We start from the raw sequence: 14,530 nt of genomic DNA, 5'->3' as shown, positions 1-14,530 counted from the left end.
AGCGTCGAGGGCGGCCATGGACCATGAAAAGCTTCCGGTTTTCGACACGGTGAAGCTCGCGCTGCGCTGGGGCGTCTTCGTCGTGCAGCGGCATTGGCTGATCATCCTGATCTTCGCCGTAGCCCTTGTGGCCATATCCTTCGCCCAGATCGCGGTGGTGGCGCAAGGGCAGGTGCAGGTGCCGAGCGTGCGCTTGAGCCTGCTATCGCTTGCCGACGGGGTCCTCCTGAGCGTGCTGTCCATCGTGATTGCGCTGCTGACCCATAACGAGGTGCTGCGCGGAGCCGCCGGCCTGAATGCGCAGACGCTGGGGTGGGGGGCGGGGCGCGTTGTCGGCTATGCCCTCGACTCCCTGGTGCTTATGCTTTTTGGCCTGCTGGTGATGTTTCCCCTGCTCTTCGCGTTCATGGGGGTGGACAGCCTGTTCCGGCAATTTGTCTCCCCGCTTATGCCGGAAGCGCTGATCTTCGTGTCGGTGATCGGGGCGTGGCTGGCCGCCGTCTTCGTTGGGGTTCGCCTCATGCTTCGCCTGCCCTCCCGGGCGCTGGGGCGGCCCATACCGTGGCGCGAGGCCTGGCGCCTGGGGCGCGGCAATTCGATACGCCTTTTCTTGGCCAATGGGCTTTTGTTTCTCGCGCTGATTGGCGTGGCACTGCTCCTGCTGGCGGCTCAGTTTCTGGCATCGATGCTGGGGCTTGCGGACCTGAGCCAGGAGACAATAACGGTTCAGTCGCAGGTGCCCATTCAGGGGCAGTGGAGCTTTATGGCGAACGAGACCTTCAGTTTGACCGGCGGATCGATACCCTCCGTCTGGGGCGCGCTGCTTGCGTTGCTTGGAAATTTCCTGGCTCTCGCGGAGTCGGTCTTCTTCTTCGCCTTGTTGTCCGTGTCCTATGCCGAGCTGAAGCGGATACATCAGGAGCCGCCGGCGCTCCCGAGGGTCGATCCGCGTTTCTGATCGGGAGGCCGCCGCATCGCCAGCATCGCCTTGGCGACCAACGACCACGCCGCCAGTCCGGTACCCTGCTCCGGCCTGTCGCATTTCGCCTCTGACGTGCTAATCAGGATGGTGATGCCTATCTTATGAGGCACCATCGTCTTATCCGTCAGCGAGACCCTGCCATGGCCACCGCCTCCGCCGCCCGTACCGATGTTTCCGCCGTCGCGGGCCGGTCCGTGCCGCCGGCGGATACCGGGGCGGATCTTGCCGCTTATATGGGCGACATGGGCCGGCGCGCCCGCGCCGCCTCCCGCGCCCTCGCCCTCACCGCGCCCGAGGCGAAGACGCAGGCGCTCCATGCCGCCGCCGCCGCCATCCGCGCCGCCGCCGACGAGATCCTCGCCGCCAATGCCGGCGACGTGGCCAAGGCAAAGGCGGACGGCATGACCGGCTCGTTCCTCGACCGCCTCACCCTTACCCCCGCCCGCATCGCGGCCATGGCCGAGGGCGTGGAGCAGGTGGCGGCTCTGGCCGATCCCGTGGGCGAGGTGACCGAGAGCTGGACCCGCCCCAACGGCTTGAAGATCGAGCGCGTGCGCACGCCGCTGGGGGTCATCGGCGTCATCTATGAGAGCCGGCCCAATGTGACGGCGGACGCCGCCGCTCTGTGCCTGCGCGCCGGCAATGCCGTGATCCTGCGCGGCGGCTCCGACAGCATCGCCTCGTCCGGCGCCATCCATCGCGCCTTCGTCTCCGGCCTCAAGTCCGCCGGCCTGCCGGAGGATGCGGTGCAGTTCGTCGCCGTCGCCGATCGCGCGGCGGTGGGGCTGATGCTGGCCGGGCTCGACAATAATATGGATGTCATCGTGCCGCGCGGCGGCAAGAGCCTGGTGGCGCGGGTGCAGAGCGATGCGCGGGTGCCGGTGTTCGCCCATCTGGACGGCATCAACCACGTCTATGTGGACAAGGCCGCCGACCTCGACATGGCCAAGACCGTGGTGCTGAACGCCAAGATGCGCCGCACCGGCGTCTGCGGCGCCGCCGAGACATTGCTGGTGGACCAGGCGGTGGCCGCCACCCACCTGAAGCCGCTGGTGGAGATGCTGATCGACGCCGGCTGCGAGGTGCGCGGCGACGAGGCCGTACAGGCGGTGGACGCGCGGGTGAAGCCCGCCACGGCGCTGGACTGGGACACGGAATATCTCGACGCCATCATCGCCGCCAAAGTGGTGGACGGGCTCGCCGGCGCCGTCGCTCATATCGAGGCCCACGGCTCCCACCACACCGATTCCATCGTCACCGAGGACGTGGCGACGGCGGAGCGGTTCCTGGCGGAGGTGGATTCCGCCATCGTGCTCCACAATGCCTCCACCCAGTTCGCCGACGGCGGGGAGTTCGGCTTCGGCGGGGAGATCGGCATCGCCACCGGGCGCATGCATGCCCGTGGCCCGGTGGGCGCCGAGCAGCTCACCTCGTTCAAATACCGCATCCACGGCTCGGGGCAGACCCGTCCGTGAGCTTTCCACCCGCCAGCGCGGGGACGCGGGACGGCGGCGCGGTGAGCCCCCGCGCCGCGCGCCACATGCCGTGGGTGACCGATGGCCTGCGCGTCGGCCTGTTCGGCGGCAGCTTCAACCCGGCCCATGAGGCCCATCGCGCGGCGAGCCTGCTCGCTTTGCGGCGGCTGCGGCTCGACCGGGTGTGGTGGCTGGTGACGCCGGGCAATCCGCTGAAGGACAATCGGGCGTTGCCGCCACTGGAGGAGCGTGTCGCCATCGCGCGGCGGGTGGCGCGCCATCCGCGCATCGACGTGACCGGCTTCGAGGCGGATCTGGGCGTGCGCTACAGCTACCAGAGCGTGGAATATCTGGCCCGGCGCCTGCCCACGGTGCGCTTCGTGTGGATCATGGGGGCGGACAATCTCGCCCGTTTCGATCGCTGGCAGCGCTGGCGGGCCATCGCCGATCTCATGCCCATGGCGGTGGTGGACCGCATGGGCGAGAGCCTGGCCGCCACCGCTTCCGTGGCGGCCCAGGCGCTGGGGCGCTACCGCATCGAGGAGACCGATGCGCCCCTGCTGGCGGAGCTGAAACCGCCCGCCTGGGTGTTCCTCCACGGGCTGAAATCCCCCATGTCTTCAACGGGAATACGGGCCGCGCGCGGGGGGCTCGACGGGCCGGTCCGCCAAACATCTTGAATTTTCGTTGATTTAGCCCCATTGTGCGGGGGTGCGACGGTTTGTGCCGTCGCCTCCATCAAGAGGATTTGGACCCCTGTCCACGACGGCACTTCTGGCGGCCGCTGAGATGACACCGCCCGCCACGGTCTCCCGGGCGCTTCCCGACGCCGAGGAGATTCTCGCCCTCGTCACTGCCCGGCTCGAAGACGACAAGTCCGAGGACATCGTCTCCATCGACCTGCGTGGCAAGACCTCCATCGCCGACTACATGGTGATCGCCTCCGGCCGCTCGCAGCGGCATGTGGGTGCTGTCGCCGAGCACCTCATCGAGGCGCTGAAGGCGGCTGGGATCAAGCACGTGCGGGTCGAGGGCCAGCCGGCCTGCGACTGGGTGCTCATCGACGCGAACGACGTGATCGTCCACGTCTTTCAGCCCGAGGTCCGCAGCTTCTACAACATCGAGAAGATGTGGTCCGGGACGCGCCCCTGATGCGCCCCGGCACGGCTTGCTGAGAGCCGCGTGCGCCTCGTTCTTGCCTGTGTCGGCCGGCTGAAGGCCGGGGCCGAACGTGACCTCGTCACGCGCTACGTGGACCGCATCCGTCCTGCCGGCCGGGCCCTGGGCCTCGGCCCCTGCGACATGATCGAGATTTCCGAATCCGCCGCCCGCCGTGCCGAGGACCGCATGGCGGAGGAGGGCGCGGCGCTGCTCGCGGCCTTGCCCGCGGGGGCGGGGCTGATTGTGCTCGATCCGCGCGGGCGCCAGCTCTCCAGCGAGGATTTCGCGTCGCGCATGGCGGCCCAGCGCGACGGCGGGCTATCGGCCCTCGCCTTCGTCATCGGCGGTGCGGACGGGCTGTGCGACGCGGTGCGGGACAAGGCCACGCTCATGGTCGCCTACGGCACCGCCACCTTTCCCCATCAATTGGTGCGGGTGATGCTGGCGGAGCAGATCTACCGCGCCGTGACCATCCTTTCGGGCCATCCTTACCACCGGGCATGAGGCGATGGCGGCCCGCCTGCATTGACATCGGCGCCTTCGCCCCTTATCACGCCGGCTCGATCCAGCAACACGGTGTCGAAACGGGCCGCGCGGAAACGCGCAGCGGTCGGCCGGAAAGAGTTTGTCATGAAGATCCGCAATTCGCTGAAGTCGCTGCTCGGCCGCCACCGGGACAACCGTCTCGTCCGCCGCAAGGGCCGCGTCTACATCATCAACAAGACCCAGAAGCGCTACAAGGCGCGCCAGGGCTGAGCCGCGCGGGCGTTCACCTCTGCCCGCGCCATTGCTTGCCCTACCGGGTTCTGTGCTAGCCTCTGTCGCCTGCCGTCTCCCCGCATCGTGACCGCCCCGCCCGGCTTCCCGCCGGCGGGTGAGTTGACGTGATCGGCGCTTGGGCGGAAACTTCAGGAATGACCGAGGACACGCCGCCCATTCCCGCCCCTTTCATCCGCACTTTCCGCAGATGGGAGAGGCGCGCTTGGCCGGCTGCGCTTCTTTTCTCTCTTCCCCTCATGGTCGCGTTGTCCACAGGTGCCGCAGCCCAATCCGTGCTGCCGGGAGAGCGCATTCCCGTGCCGTTGCCCGGCGTGCCCACGGGGCCGTCCGAGGCCCGCCCGCCTGCAGAGGCCGCCCCCGCGCGCCCGCGCCTGCCCAAGGACAAGCGCACCCAGCTCGAAGGCCTGTTCGCCGCGCTGAAAGTGGCGCCGGACGACCGCAGCTCCAAGATGATCGCCGACCGGCTCGACCAGCTGTTCTCCGAGTCCGGCAGCCCGAGCGTGGACCTGCTGATGGCGCGGGCTGGCGCGGCCGCAGAGGCCAAGGCGTTCGACCTCGCCCTTCAGATCCTCGACCAGGTCATCGAGATCGAGCCCGACGATCTGGGCGCCCGCAGCAAGCGCGCTACCATTCTCTACATGCGCGACGATTATGGCGGCGCCCTCGCCGACATCCGCGAGGTGCTGGCCCGCGAGCCGCGCCAATACGCCATGCTCTACGGCCTCGCCCTCATCATGCGCGAATTGGGCGACGACAAGCGCGCGCTGGAGGCGGTGCGCAAGGCGCGCGAGGTCAATCCGCGCCTCGACGGCGCCGAAGAGATGGAAAGCCAGCTGTCGTTGAAGGTGGAAGGTCGCGGCATCTGAGGCCGACCGCCCCGGCGCCGTCCTTGCCGGGCCCGCCTTATCTGGGATTGCCTATCTAGGTCTGGGCGGCGGGGGAGGCGGCGGAGGCACGTTCGCCTGTGCCGGCTTGCTCTGTCCCGATTCGGTCAGCTGCACGGTCCAGGCCTTCTGCTCCTGAGTGTCCACCTCGAAGAAGCCGGTGCGATCGAAGCCGCGGGCGAGGCAGTCGTCGGCGGCCTTGATGGTGAATTCCTTTTCCCGCGTGCACATATAGGCCTTGCCGGCCCATTCCCCGCCCTGGTCGTAGTCCACGGCGTAGAGGTAATAGAACCGAGCCGTCAGCTCGCCGCGCAGCAAGGTCTCGCAGCTGTTCGCCGAGACGTTCCACCAGCCTTCCGTGGTCCAGATATCGCCGTCCTTGTAGCCGAGGGCGATGCCGATCCGGCTCTGGGTGCGGTTGCACAGGCGGAATTCGGCGGCGGCGGCATCGGGAAAGAGCGACACGGCCGGCACCGCCGCGCACAGCACGAGCAGCGCTTGGCACAAACGGCGGCTGTCGCGCGACATCGCACGCGCGAGGCGCTGGCTCAGGGGGAAGAAACGGGTCATGCCGTCGGAGGGGAAGGACATGTCGCGATGGTGTGTGCCTCTCCGGCACCGGCCCGTCAATGCCCGCGCGAGGATGGGCGGTCTGGCGGGCGGTCTTGGGCCGTTGCCGCCCCTTCTGCCGCCGGATCGGGGCGCGAGCGAGGCAGCGCTCGCCCCTCGGCCTGCCGCGGCCGGGCCACCACCAGCCCGGTGAGGATGAGCAGCCCGCCCACCGCCTGAAGGGCGCCGATGGGTTCGTGCAGCAGGACGGCGCCGAGCACCGCCGCCGACACCACCTCCAGGAAGAACACCAGCGCGCCGAAGGCCGGCGGCACCAAAGCGAGTCCCACCGCCATCAGCCCCTGCCCGCCCACCTGGGCGACGAGGGCCAAGGCCACCAGCGCTGCCACCCCTCCGGCGCTCGCAGGCCACAGGTTCAGCTCGGCGAGAAGAGCCACCCCGAACAGGATGACTGTCGTGGCGGCGGTGGACACCAGCGTCGCTGCCGCAGCGCTCCGCGTCAGTCGGGCGCGGCTCAGGGCGAGGAAATAGCCGGCGAAAAACAGGGCGGTGACCAGTCCGGCGGCGTCACCCGGCAGGTGGGCGGGATCGAACTGCCAGCTGCGGCCCACCAGCGCCAGCGCCCCGAGCCCGCACAGGCCGAGCCCGGTCCAGCCGGCGCGGGAGACCTTCTGGCGCAGCACCAGAACGGCGAAGGCGGTGATCCAGACCGGGGAGGTGGTGGCGAGCACGGTGGCATTGGCAACCGTGGTGCCGAGAATGGCGAGGTGCCAGAAGATGAGGTCGCCGGCAAAGAAGCCCCCGGCCAGCAGCGAGGCGCGATCCGGCCGGAACGCTCGGCGCCCCTCCGCCAGCGCGGCCCAGGCGGCGAGCACGGGCAAGGCGAGGCCCACCCGCCAGAAGGCGCTGGCGAACGGCCCCACATCCGCCTGCCGCACGAACAGGACCGAGGCGCCCATGGCGAGCGCGCCGAGGGTCAGTGTCGCGATGCCGAGGGCGAGGCGCGGGAAGGGCTGGGCTGTCACGGATGGAATCGGGTTCGGGGCATCAGGCGCGCCGGAAGCGGCGGTCGAGGCTGGGCGGGGTATCGCGCCAATCCCGGCCCGCCGCAACAGGGCCGGTTTCTCCCGGGTGGTGGGGCCATCGGACCGGCATTTCGGATCGAGATACCATAAGTTGCCGTCCTATCCCGGCTGCGGCGTGGATAGCGGGGACGCATCCTTGACGCGGACCCGCGCGGCGGCCTCTATCTTCCTCCCGTTCTGGAGCCGTGCCGGCTTCGGACCCGTATTTCGCGCGTTCCGCAGGCTGGCTTGGCCTTTGGAGCGCGCTTTCGAGCCAAGGAGACCGGCCAGGTGGCTGAAGACGTATCAGACGGCCCCGCGGGCTTTGCCAAGGAGCAGCTCAAGTCCTTCATCGAGCGCATCGAGCGCCTCGAGGAGGAGAAGAAGGCCATCGCTGACGACATCAAGGATGTGTTCGCCGAGGCCAAGGCCAACGGCTTCGACGTGAAGGCCCTGCGCGCCATCCTCAAGATCCGCAAGGAAGACGCGGAGGAGCGCAAGGAGCTGGAAGCGATCGTGGAGCTTTATCTCCAGGCGCTGGGCATCTTCGTCTAGGGCATTTTCAAGCGAAGCGGACAGCGCTTCGCTTGAAAAAAAAGCGCGTTAACACAAGCTTCTGGAGCAATTCAGGGCGGCGGGGAGTGCCCCGCCGCGTCAGCCGCCTATCTCAGGTGCGGGCGCCTTCGCCCCTCACATGCGCTGGGTATAGGCGAGGGCGGGCGCGCGGAACACATAGGTGGGCAGGTCCGCCACCGCGGTGCCGGAAAAGCGCGATTTCAGGCCGAACGAGGCATCCCGCGAGAAGGCGGTGGCCACCACTTCGTGGGGCGGCGCCATGAAGGTGGCGAGCTGCCGCAGCTCCGGCGTGCGCAGATACAGTTCCGTGGCGAGGCTCGGCGACAGGAACAGCCGGCCGAACGTGATCTCGCTGACCCGGGCGCGCGGCTTTCCGGGGGTCGCGGGCGCGTGGGCCACGGTCGGGGTAGGGGCGTTGGGCATCATGCCGCCCGAGAGGGCGCTGCGCTGCTCGCTCAGGGGGCCCGGAGAGGCATAGCCCAGCGCCGGACCGTCTTCGCTCGCCACGCCGCGGGTGATGACGGCGGGCAACGGCGCCGCACCGGCATTGGAGCCGGGCGCGGTCAGGCTCGCCACCCGGGCGTCGCGACCACCGGCCTCGGCCGGGCGACGCTGGGGCAGAGGGGCGAACAGGCTGGCATTGGCGGCCACCAGCGCTCCGGCGGCGATCTCGGCCGGACGGGACGGGGGCACGGGCGCGGTCGCCACCTGGACGGCGGCGGTGGCCGGCGCGGGTTTGGCGCTGGCGCGGGCGGGCGCGGTTTCCTGGGTGGCGGGCTCCTGGGCGCTGGCGGCGGCCGCGACGGTGGTGGTCTCGCCGCCCTCGTCGTCCTCCGCATCCTTCTTGCCGAACAGGCCGGAGAAGAAGTTCTTCACGCCCTTGCCGCCATCGGCCGAAGCCACGGCGACGCCGGCCTTGGAGCCGCGGGCCTGGATTTCGGCGAGGGCCGCCGCATAGCCCGAGAGCGGGCGTCCATCGGTGCCCACATGCACGGTCTTGCCGTCGGGGAAGACGCGGGCGAGCTGGTCATGGGTCATGCGCGGCCAGTGGCGCACGTTGCCCGTGTCCATGTGGACGAAGGGCGAGCCCGAGGTGGGATAGAAGCCCACGCCGCCCCGCTGGAGCCGAAGGCCGGCCACGCGCAGCTCGGTGAGGTTCACGCCCGGAATATAGAAATCCATGGCCCGGCCCAGCATGTGCTGGGAGAATTTCGCCACGCCGCTGGAGCGCGCGCGCAGCATGGAATTGGTCTCGGGCGAGCGGTAGGAGGACACGATCTGGATGGGCGCCGTGGCGTCGGTCTCGCGATAGACCTCCCATACGATGTCGAACAGGGCCGGATCCATCTGCGTGGACTTCTGGTTGCGCCAGTCCCGCAGGAAATGATTGAGCTGGGCCAGTACCTCGCCGTCATAGCGGCCGTTCTTCTTGAAGGTGAAGCTGCCGCTCTCGCCGGAATGGGTGTGGTGCAGGGTGATGGTGCGGGTGTCGCCGTTGGCCACCGCATTCTGCAGCGACGAGGTGCCGGCGATCAGCAGGCTCGTCCCGATGGCGACCGCCCGGAGCGCAGGCAGCCCTGCGAAGCGCAAGGCTTTTGCGCGCAGGGATCGGGCGGCGGTGGTCGCGGAACGGATGGCCAATGTCTCGAACCCGAGGCTCAGATGTCAAGGACGCCGCGACTGTTGCCGCGACGCTATGGGATGAGAGTCTTGTCGGGTTCGGTTAAGGGTGAGTTGACACCCCGCGCCCCCATGCGGCCGCCGCCGAGGTTTCCCCCATTGATCGGTCACGGGTCCGTGAGTTATCGGCGGAGTGTGGCAAAAACGTGCCGCTCCTTTCGGCAGGCTGTGGCTTTGCCGCACCAGGCAACCTGTTACGTGCGATATTCACAGGGTCAAAATGCGGCAGACTGACGCGCTATCGCAGCGCGATATGTTTCAAATCATTGAAAAATAAAGGGACGGCCGTTGGGCCGTCCCTGTCGTGGCGGTATGGTGTGAAGGGTCAGCGCGTCTTGGGCGCGGTACCCCGGGTGGAAGTGCCGTCGGCGATTCGCTGCTTGCTGGTGAGGCCGAGCAGGGTCTTGGTCTCGGCATTGATGCCGTAGAGGTCCTCGCGCACCGCAAGGCGGCCGGCATCGTCCACCACCACGTTGAAATAGACGATGTGCACCGGGAAGCGCTGCTTCAGGTTCACATAGCGCTCGGAGCTGCCGAACATCTTGCCGATGCGCGACTGGGTCCAGTTGTCGTTGGGCAGGCCGAGATTGAAGATGACCTCGCCGAACTTGAGCGGCTCATAGACCCGCACGCAGCCATGGCTGTAGGCGCGCCGGTCGTTCTGGAACAGCGCCTTGGACGGGGTGTCGTGCAGGTAGACCGAATGGTCGTTGGGGAACATGAACTTGATGCGTCCCAAGGCGTTGCGTTCGCTGGGCACCTGCCGGAAGGAATAGCCGCCGGACCCGTTGCGCACCACTTCGATGCCGCGCCGCGCCAGCGCCGAGGGGTCGGAGCGCAAAAGCGGCATCATTTCGTTGCGGGCGATGGACGGCGGGATGTTCCACGCCGGGTTCACCACGATGTACTGCATCTCGCGCGTGAGCAGGGGGGTCGGCGTCTCCGGCTTGCCCACCACTACGCGCGTCTCGTGGATCTCATGGCCGCTCTGGTAGATGCGGACCAGGAATTCCGGAATGTTCACCATCACATAGGCTTCGCCGAGGTCACGCGGCAGCCAGCGCCAGCGCTCCATGTTGGCGATCACGTCCGACTTCAGGCTGCCGCCGCCCGGGGTGGCGCCGGCGTTGAGGGCGGCGATGGTGGAGGGGCCGATGATGCCCGTGGGCTTGATCTTGGCGGCCTCCTGGAAGGCCTTCACCGCATCCACCAGCGCCGGGTCATAGGCGTTGTCGTCCGCTGCCCGGCCGGTGATGCCGAGGCGGGTGCGCAGGGTGGGAATACGCGGGTCGCTGGCGCCGGGGCGGATCTGCGCGCCGGGCGGAACGGCGACCACGCCAGGGGTCTGGCCGGTCACCCGGGCGAGCTGCGCCTTCAGGGCGCGATAGCCGGCATGGGTCGGGTTGAAGGCGGCCAGCGCCGCATTGGCATCGGGGGCATAGGCCACCTTGGCCAGCACCGCCGTGGGATCGGGAATATCGCGCACCGGCGTCACCAGCGCCGAGATGCGGCCGGGATCGAAGCGGCCGGCCTGGGCGTGGCGGGCATAGGTGAGGACGGCGACGGCGAGCTTCAGCTCGGTGCGGGCGAGATCTGCGGCGGTGGCGCCGGGCCTCGGCAGGGGCACCGCATAATCGGTGGGCTCAAGGCCGTCCTCGCCGGCGGCCTCGAAGCGGGCGATGGCCGCCTTGCCACGGGCGTCGACGCCCTTCAGGCCCACGAACACCGGCATGTTCTGCCGTGCGCCGTAGAAGGCGACGAGGGCTTCCTGCTCCTTCTTCGATGAGGTGACGCTCTCGGGCGTGGCCAGCAGCGCCGCGATGGCCTCGGCCACGGGGGCGAGAGGATCTTCGGCGGCGACCGTCACCGGGGGCGTCGCGGGGGCCGGGGTCACGGCCGGTGCGGGCGCGGCGATTGTCGCAGCAGGCTGCACTGCAGCCGGCTGTGCCGGGGCGGGCGCCGTCTCGGCGTGGGCGGGCTGCGCGGGCGCGGACGGGTGCGACGGATGGATCTGCGGCGTATCGCCGGCCGAATCCACGCCACCGCGCACGGGCGCGGACGATGTCGGGGCGGAGACGGGTGCAGGCGTTGCGGCGGCAGCGCGGGGGGCGGAGGCCGTCACGGGAGGCAGCGGCGTGGTGAGAGGCGCGTCGCCCGTTCCCATGCCGGCATTGCTGGTGACCGGCACGGCGGCGGGCGGGTCGGGCTGCTCCGCCCAGGCGGGCATGGCCACGGCAAGTGAAGCGGCGAGCGATGCGCCCACGAGGCCCCGGGCCATCAGCCGGGCAAGTGGTCCCGCCACCCCCTCGTCCTGGTGCCGAAACCCTTTAGCCCCGTACCTACTGGCCCCAAACATGGCCTTCTCCTCGCCGCAGCCCCGCCCGTTGGTGCCCCGCTCCGGGGTTCCGATCAACTCACAAGCTTGAGCGGGCAAAGGTTTTCACTCACTTGTCACTCAGCGGCAACAAACCGCTCGACGGATGGTTCCCCGTCGCGGTTGCGGCCTACCGCGTCAAGGTCCAGCTCGGCGAGCTTGCGGTAGAGGGTGGAGCGGCCGATGCCGAGACGGCGGGCCACCTCCGCCATGCGCCCGCCGTAGAGGTGGCAGGCAAAGCGGATGGCCTCGGCCTCGATCTGCTCCAGCCGCCGGGCATGGCCGGCGGCATCGAGGCGGGCATAGGCCAGGCTGTCGCTGCGCAGCGTCGGGGGCAGCAGGGCGTCGGGACTGCTGTCGCGGACGGTCTGCGCCACGGCGAACGGGCCGGACGCGGGGGTGAAGGCCACCACATTGTCCGGCTGCGCGTTTTCCGGCTGCACAGCGTCCGGCTGGGTCCGCGCGGGCCGGGTCGCCGGTGGCGCGGCGCGGCCGAGGGCCACCGCATTGGCAAGGGCTACCTGAAGGCGGAGCACGCCGGCCGGCTTCACCACGAAATCCCGGGCGCCGGAGCGAATGGCGCCCGAGGCGGCATCGAGCCCGGCCGCCGTCACCTGCACCACCACCGGAACCGCAAGTCCGCGCGCCGCCATGGCGTCGAGCACGCCCATGCCGTCGAGGCCGGGCACCACCAGATCCAGCAGCACCACGTCGAAGGCGCGGACGGCCAGCTGGTCCAGCGCCGCGTCGCCGTCCTCGGCCAAGGTCACCTCGTAGCCGAGGCCGGCGAGGGCCGACGAGAGGCGACGGGCCTCGACGGGGTCGTCTTCGACCAGAAGCAGGGGCAGGGTCATTCAGGAATCGCTTGCGGCAGGACGGAAGAGAGAATCACCGGGAGCTTGGCGGGGGATGGTTAAGAACCCCTGAGCACCTCCGGCCTCCCCGTCCCGGCCCTGCATTCACACCGGCGCGTCGGGGCCGGCTTGCGGCGCCGGCCCAATGCGGCGATTTTGTCCCCGACGACCGGCGCCCGCGGTGCGAGCCGCGCGCGCCGCCACGGTCCGGAGGTTCCATGTTGCACCCATTCTTCCGTTCGCCCGCTTTGCGCGCGTCCGCCCATCCCGTTCTTTCGGCCGACTTCGAGAGCGCGTTTGCCGCCGCCCGTCACGCCGCGCCAGCCACCGCCGCAGCGGTGCCCACCGCCGAGCGCCTGCCCGAATGGAACCTGACCGACCTCTACCCGGCCATGGATTCGCCCGAGCTGAAGGCGGACCTGGATAAGGCCGATGTCGCCTGCACCGCGTTCGAAACCGCGTTCAAGGGCAAGCTTGCCGCCCTGCTCGCCCTTCCCGACGGCGGCGCGGCGCTGGGCGCGGCGGTGAAGAGCTACGAGGAAGTGGACGACCTGCTCGGCCGCATCGCCTCCTACGGCAGCCTGATCTATGCCGGCGATACCTCGGACCCGGCCCGCGCCAAGTTCTACGGCGACATCCAGGAGCGCCTCACCGACGCCTCCACGCATCTGTTGTTCTTCACGCTGGAGATGAACCGGCTGGACGACGCGGCCCTCGAAGCCGCCATGGCCGATCCGGCGCTCGCCTATTACCGCCCCTGGGTGGAGGACCTGCGCAAGGACAAGCCCTACCAACTCGACGACAAGATCGAGCAGCTGTTCCACGAGAAGTCGAACCCCTCCCGCGGCGCCTGGAGCCGGCTGTTCGACGAGACCATCTCGTCCCTGCGCTTCACCGTGGACGGGCAGGACCTTGCCATCGAGCCCACCCTCAACCTGATGCAGGACCCGAGGGAAGAGGTGCGCAAGTCCGCCGGGCTGGCGCTGGCCGACACCTTCGGCAAGAACCTGCGTCTGTTCACCCTCATCACCAACACCCTGGCCAAGGACAAGGAAATCTCCGACCGCTGGCGCGGCTTTACGGACGTGGCCTCCTCCCGCCATCTCGCCAACCGGGTGGAGAAGGAGGTGGTGGACGCCATGGTGGAGGCGATCCGCGTCTCCTTCCCGCGCCTGTCCCACCGCTATTACGCGTTGAAGGCCCGCTGGTTCGGCAAGGACAAGCTGGAGTTCTGGGACCGCAACGCGCCGCTGCCCAAGGTGGAGACCCGCGACATCGGCTGGGGCGAGGCCAAGGACACGGTGCTTTCGGCCTACGGCGCCTTCTCGCCGAAGATGGCGGACATCGCCCGCACCTTCTTCGAGAAGTCCTGGATCGATGCCCCGGTGCGCCCCGGCAAGTCGCCGGGGGCCTTCGCGCACCCCACCGTGCCCTCGGCTCATCCCTATGTGCTGCTCAACTACCAGGGCAAGCCGCGGGACGTGATGACGCTCGCCCATGAGCTGGGCCACGGCGTGCACCAGGTGCTGGCCGCCCGGCAGGGCGCGCTGATGGCGCCCACCCCGCTGACCCTGGCCGAGACCGCCTCGGTGTTCGGCGAGATGCTCACCTTCCGCCGGCTGCTGGACGGCGCCGAGACGCCTCGCGCCCGCAAGATCATGCTGGCCCAGAAGGTGGAGGACATGATCAACACGGTGGTGCGCCAGACCGCCTTCTACACTTTCGAGCGCGACGTCCACATCGAGCGCCGGCAGGGCGAGCTGACCTCCGAGAAGATCGGCGAGATCTGGATGAAGGTGCAGGGCGAGAGCCTCGGCCCGGCCATCCACCTCGGCACGGGCTACGAGACGTTCTGGACCTACATCCCCCACTTCATCCACTCGCCGTTCTACGTCTACGCCTATGCCTTCGGCGACTGCCTCGTGAACTCGCTCTATGCGGTCTACGAGAATGCGGCGGACGGCTTTGCCGACCGCTATCTGGAGATGCTCTCGGCGGGCGGCACCAAGCACCATGCCGAGCTGCTGGCCCCGTTCGGCCTCGACGCCCGCGACCCGGCGTTCTGGCAGACCGGCCTGTCCCTCATCGACCGCATGATCTCCGAGCTGGAGAGCATGGAGGGATGATCGC

14 protein-coding genes are annotated in these 14,530 nt (G+C 69.1%); 9 read left to right on the top strand and 5 right to left on the bottom strand.

Features of this window, described 5'->3' with window-relative positions; all coding sequences use genetic code 11:
• The first annotated feature begins 16 nt into the window (after window positions 1–16).
• The 7 genes from FBQ73_RS21155 (at window position 17) to FBQ73_RS21125 (ending at window position 5,264) form a co-directional block, all read left to right on the top strand.
• On the top strand, window positions 17–958 hold the full coding sequence (locus tag FBQ73_RS21155) for a hypothetical protein (RefSeq protein ID WP_138401464.1): 942 nt from the start codon (window positions 17–19) through the stop codon (window positions 956–958).
• A 257-nt stretch (window positions 959–1,215) separates the two neighbouring features.
• Window positions 1,216–2,457, top strand: coding sequence for a glutamate-5-semialdehyde dehydrogenase (locus FBQ73_RS21150; protein ID WP_170219013.1), 1,242 nt, complete (start codon window positions 1,216–1,218; stop codon window positions 2,455–2,457).
• Complete coding sequence (locus tag FBQ73_RS21145) at window positions 2,454–3,137, top strand: nicotinate-nucleotide adenylyltransferase (RefSeq protein ID WP_246089832.1); 684 nt, start codon at window positions 2,454–2,456, stop codon at window positions 3,135–3,137. Before FBQ73_RS21150 ends, FBQ73_RS21145 begins: the two co-directional genes overlap by 4 nt.
• A 109-nt stretch (window positions 3,138–3,246) precedes the next feature.
• The gene (gene rsfS / locus FBQ73_RS21140; protein WP_041575393.1) at window positions 3,247–3,609 is read left to right on the top strand and encodes a ribosome silencing factor; all 363 of its coding nucleotides are present in this window, start codon (window positions 3,247–3,249) and stop codon (window positions 3,607–3,609) included.
• 30 nt (window positions 3,610–3,639) lie between these two features.
• A complete protein-coding gene (rlmH, locus tag FBQ73_RS21135) occupies window positions 3,640–4,122 on the top strand; it encodes a 23S rRNA (pseudouridine(1915)-N(3))-methyltransferase RlmH (protein WP_138401462.1) in 483 nt (160 codons plus the stop codon).
• A 126-nt stretch (window positions 4,123–4,248) separates the two neighbouring features.
• On the top strand, window positions 4,249–4,374 hold the full coding sequence (gene ykgO, locus FBQ73_RS21130; RefSeq protein ID WP_012114086.1) for a type B 50S ribosomal protein L36: 126 nt from the start codon (window positions 4,249–4,251) through the stop codon (window positions 4,372–4,374).
• A 320-nt stretch (window positions 4,375–4,694) separates the two neighbouring features.
• The gene (locus tag FBQ73_RS21125) at window positions 4,695–5,264 is read left to right on the top strand and encodes a tetratricopeptide repeat protein (protein ID WP_246089831.1); all 570 of its coding nucleotides are present in this window, start codon (window positions 4,695–4,697) and stop codon (window positions 5,262–5,264) included.
• Between the two features lie 51 nt (window positions 5,265–5,315).
• Here FBQ73_RS21125 and FBQ73_RS21120 read toward each other — a convergent pair whose 3' ends face one another.
• On the bottom strand, window positions 5,316–5,873 hold the full coding sequence (locus tag FBQ73_RS21120) for a DUF1036 domain-containing protein (RefSeq protein ID WP_138401460.1): 558 nt from the start codon (window positions 5,871–5,873) through the stop codon (window positions 5,316–5,318).
• Between the two features lie 35 nt (window positions 5,874–5,908).
• Window positions 5,909–6,877 carry a DMT family transporter gene (locus FBQ73_RS21115; protein WP_246089829.1) on the bottom strand — a complete coding sequence of 323 codons (969 nt, stop codon included), beginning with the start codon at window positions 6,875–6,877 and terminating at the stop codon, window positions 5,909–5,911.
• 330 nt (window positions 6,878–7,207) lie between these two features.
• Between FBQ73_RS21115 and FBQ73_RS21110 the strand changes: the two genes are divergently transcribed.
• Window positions 7,208–7,471 (top strand): DUF2312 domain-containing protein, encoded by a 264-nt coding sequence (locus FBQ73_RS21110; RefSeq protein ID WP_138401459.1) that lies wholly within the window; start codon window positions 7,208–7,210, stop codon window positions 7,469–7,471.
• Between the two features lie 135 nt (window positions 7,472–7,606).
• Here FBQ73_RS21110 and FBQ73_RS21105 read toward each other — a convergent pair whose 3' ends face one another.
• The 3 genes from FBQ73_RS21105 to FBQ73_RS23570 all read right to left on the bottom strand — a co-directional run bounded on the left by FBQ73_RS21105 (window position 7,607) and on the right by FBQ73_RS23570 (window position 12,400).
• Window positions 7,607–9,133 (bottom strand): DUF882 domain-containing protein, encoded by a 1,527-nt coding sequence (locus tag FBQ73_RS21105; protein WP_246089826.1) that lies wholly within the window; start codon window positions 9,131–9,133, stop codon window positions 7,607–7,609.
• A gap of 364 nt (window positions 9,134–9,497) precedes the next feature.
• Window positions 9,498–11,474: a L,D-transpeptidase family protein gene (locus FBQ73_RS21100; protein ID WP_138401458.1), complete on the bottom strand. Its 1,977-nt coding sequence runs from the start codon at window positions 11,472–11,474 to the stop codon at window positions 9,498–9,500.
• Between the two features lie 149 nt (window positions 11,475–11,623).
• On the bottom strand, window positions 11,624–12,400 hold the full coding sequence (locus FBQ73_RS23570) for a response regulator (RefSeq protein ID WP_138401457.1): 777 nt from the start codon (window positions 12,398–12,400) through the stop codon (window positions 11,624–11,626).
• 218 nt (window positions 12,401–12,618) lie between these two features.
• On the opposite strand from FBQ73_RS23570, the gene FBQ73_RS21090 reads away from it, so the two are divergent.
• Window positions 12,619–14,526, top strand: a complete 1,908-nt coding sequence (locus tag FBQ73_RS21090; protein WP_246089824.1) for a M3 family oligoendopeptidase — start codon at window positions 12,619–12,621, stop codon at window positions 14,524–14,526.
• Window positions 14,527–14,530: the final 4 nt, after the last annotated feature.

The sequence above is a fragment of the Xanthobacter autotrophicus genome, from assembly GCF_005871085.1.
GTDB classification, from domain to species: domain Bacteria; phylum Pseudomonadota; class Alphaproteobacteria; order Rhizobiales; family Xanthobacteraceae; genus Xanthobacter; species Xanthobacter autotrophicus.
Note: the sequence above shows the minus strand (reverse complement) of the source record. Positions and strands in the feature narration are given on the sequence as shown.

Bases quoted from the DNA above. Each gene is read 5' to 3' on its own strand.
- FBQ73_RS21155 (WP_138401464.1), top strand. From the start codon at position 17: ATGGACCATGAAAAGCTTCCGGTTTTCGACACGGTGAAGCTCGCGCTG.
- FBQ73_RS21150 (WP_170219013.1), top strand. From the start codon at position 1,216: ATGGGCGACATGGGCCGGCGCGCCCGCGCCGCCTCCCGCGCCCTCGCC.
- rsfS (WP_041575393.1), top strand. From the start codon at position 3,247: ATGACACCGCCCGCCACGGTCTCCCGGGCGCTTCCCGACGCCGAGGAG.
- ykgO (WP_012114086.1), top strand. From the start codon at position 4,249: ATGAAGATCCGCAATTCGCTGAAGTCGCTGCTCGGCCGCCACCGGGAC.
- FBQ73_RS21120 (WP_138401460.1), bottom strand. From the start codon at position 5,873: ATGTCCTTCCCCTCCGACGGCATGACCCGTTTCTTCCCCCTGAGCCAG.
- FBQ73_RS23570 (WP_138401457.1), bottom strand. From the start codon at position 12,400: ATGACCCTGCCCCTGCTTCTGGTCGAAGACGACCCCGTCGAGGCCCGT.
- FBQ73_RS21090 (WP_246089824.1), top strand. From the start codon at position 12,619: ATGTTGCACCCATTCTTCCGTTCGCCCGCTTTGCGCGCGTCCGCCCAT.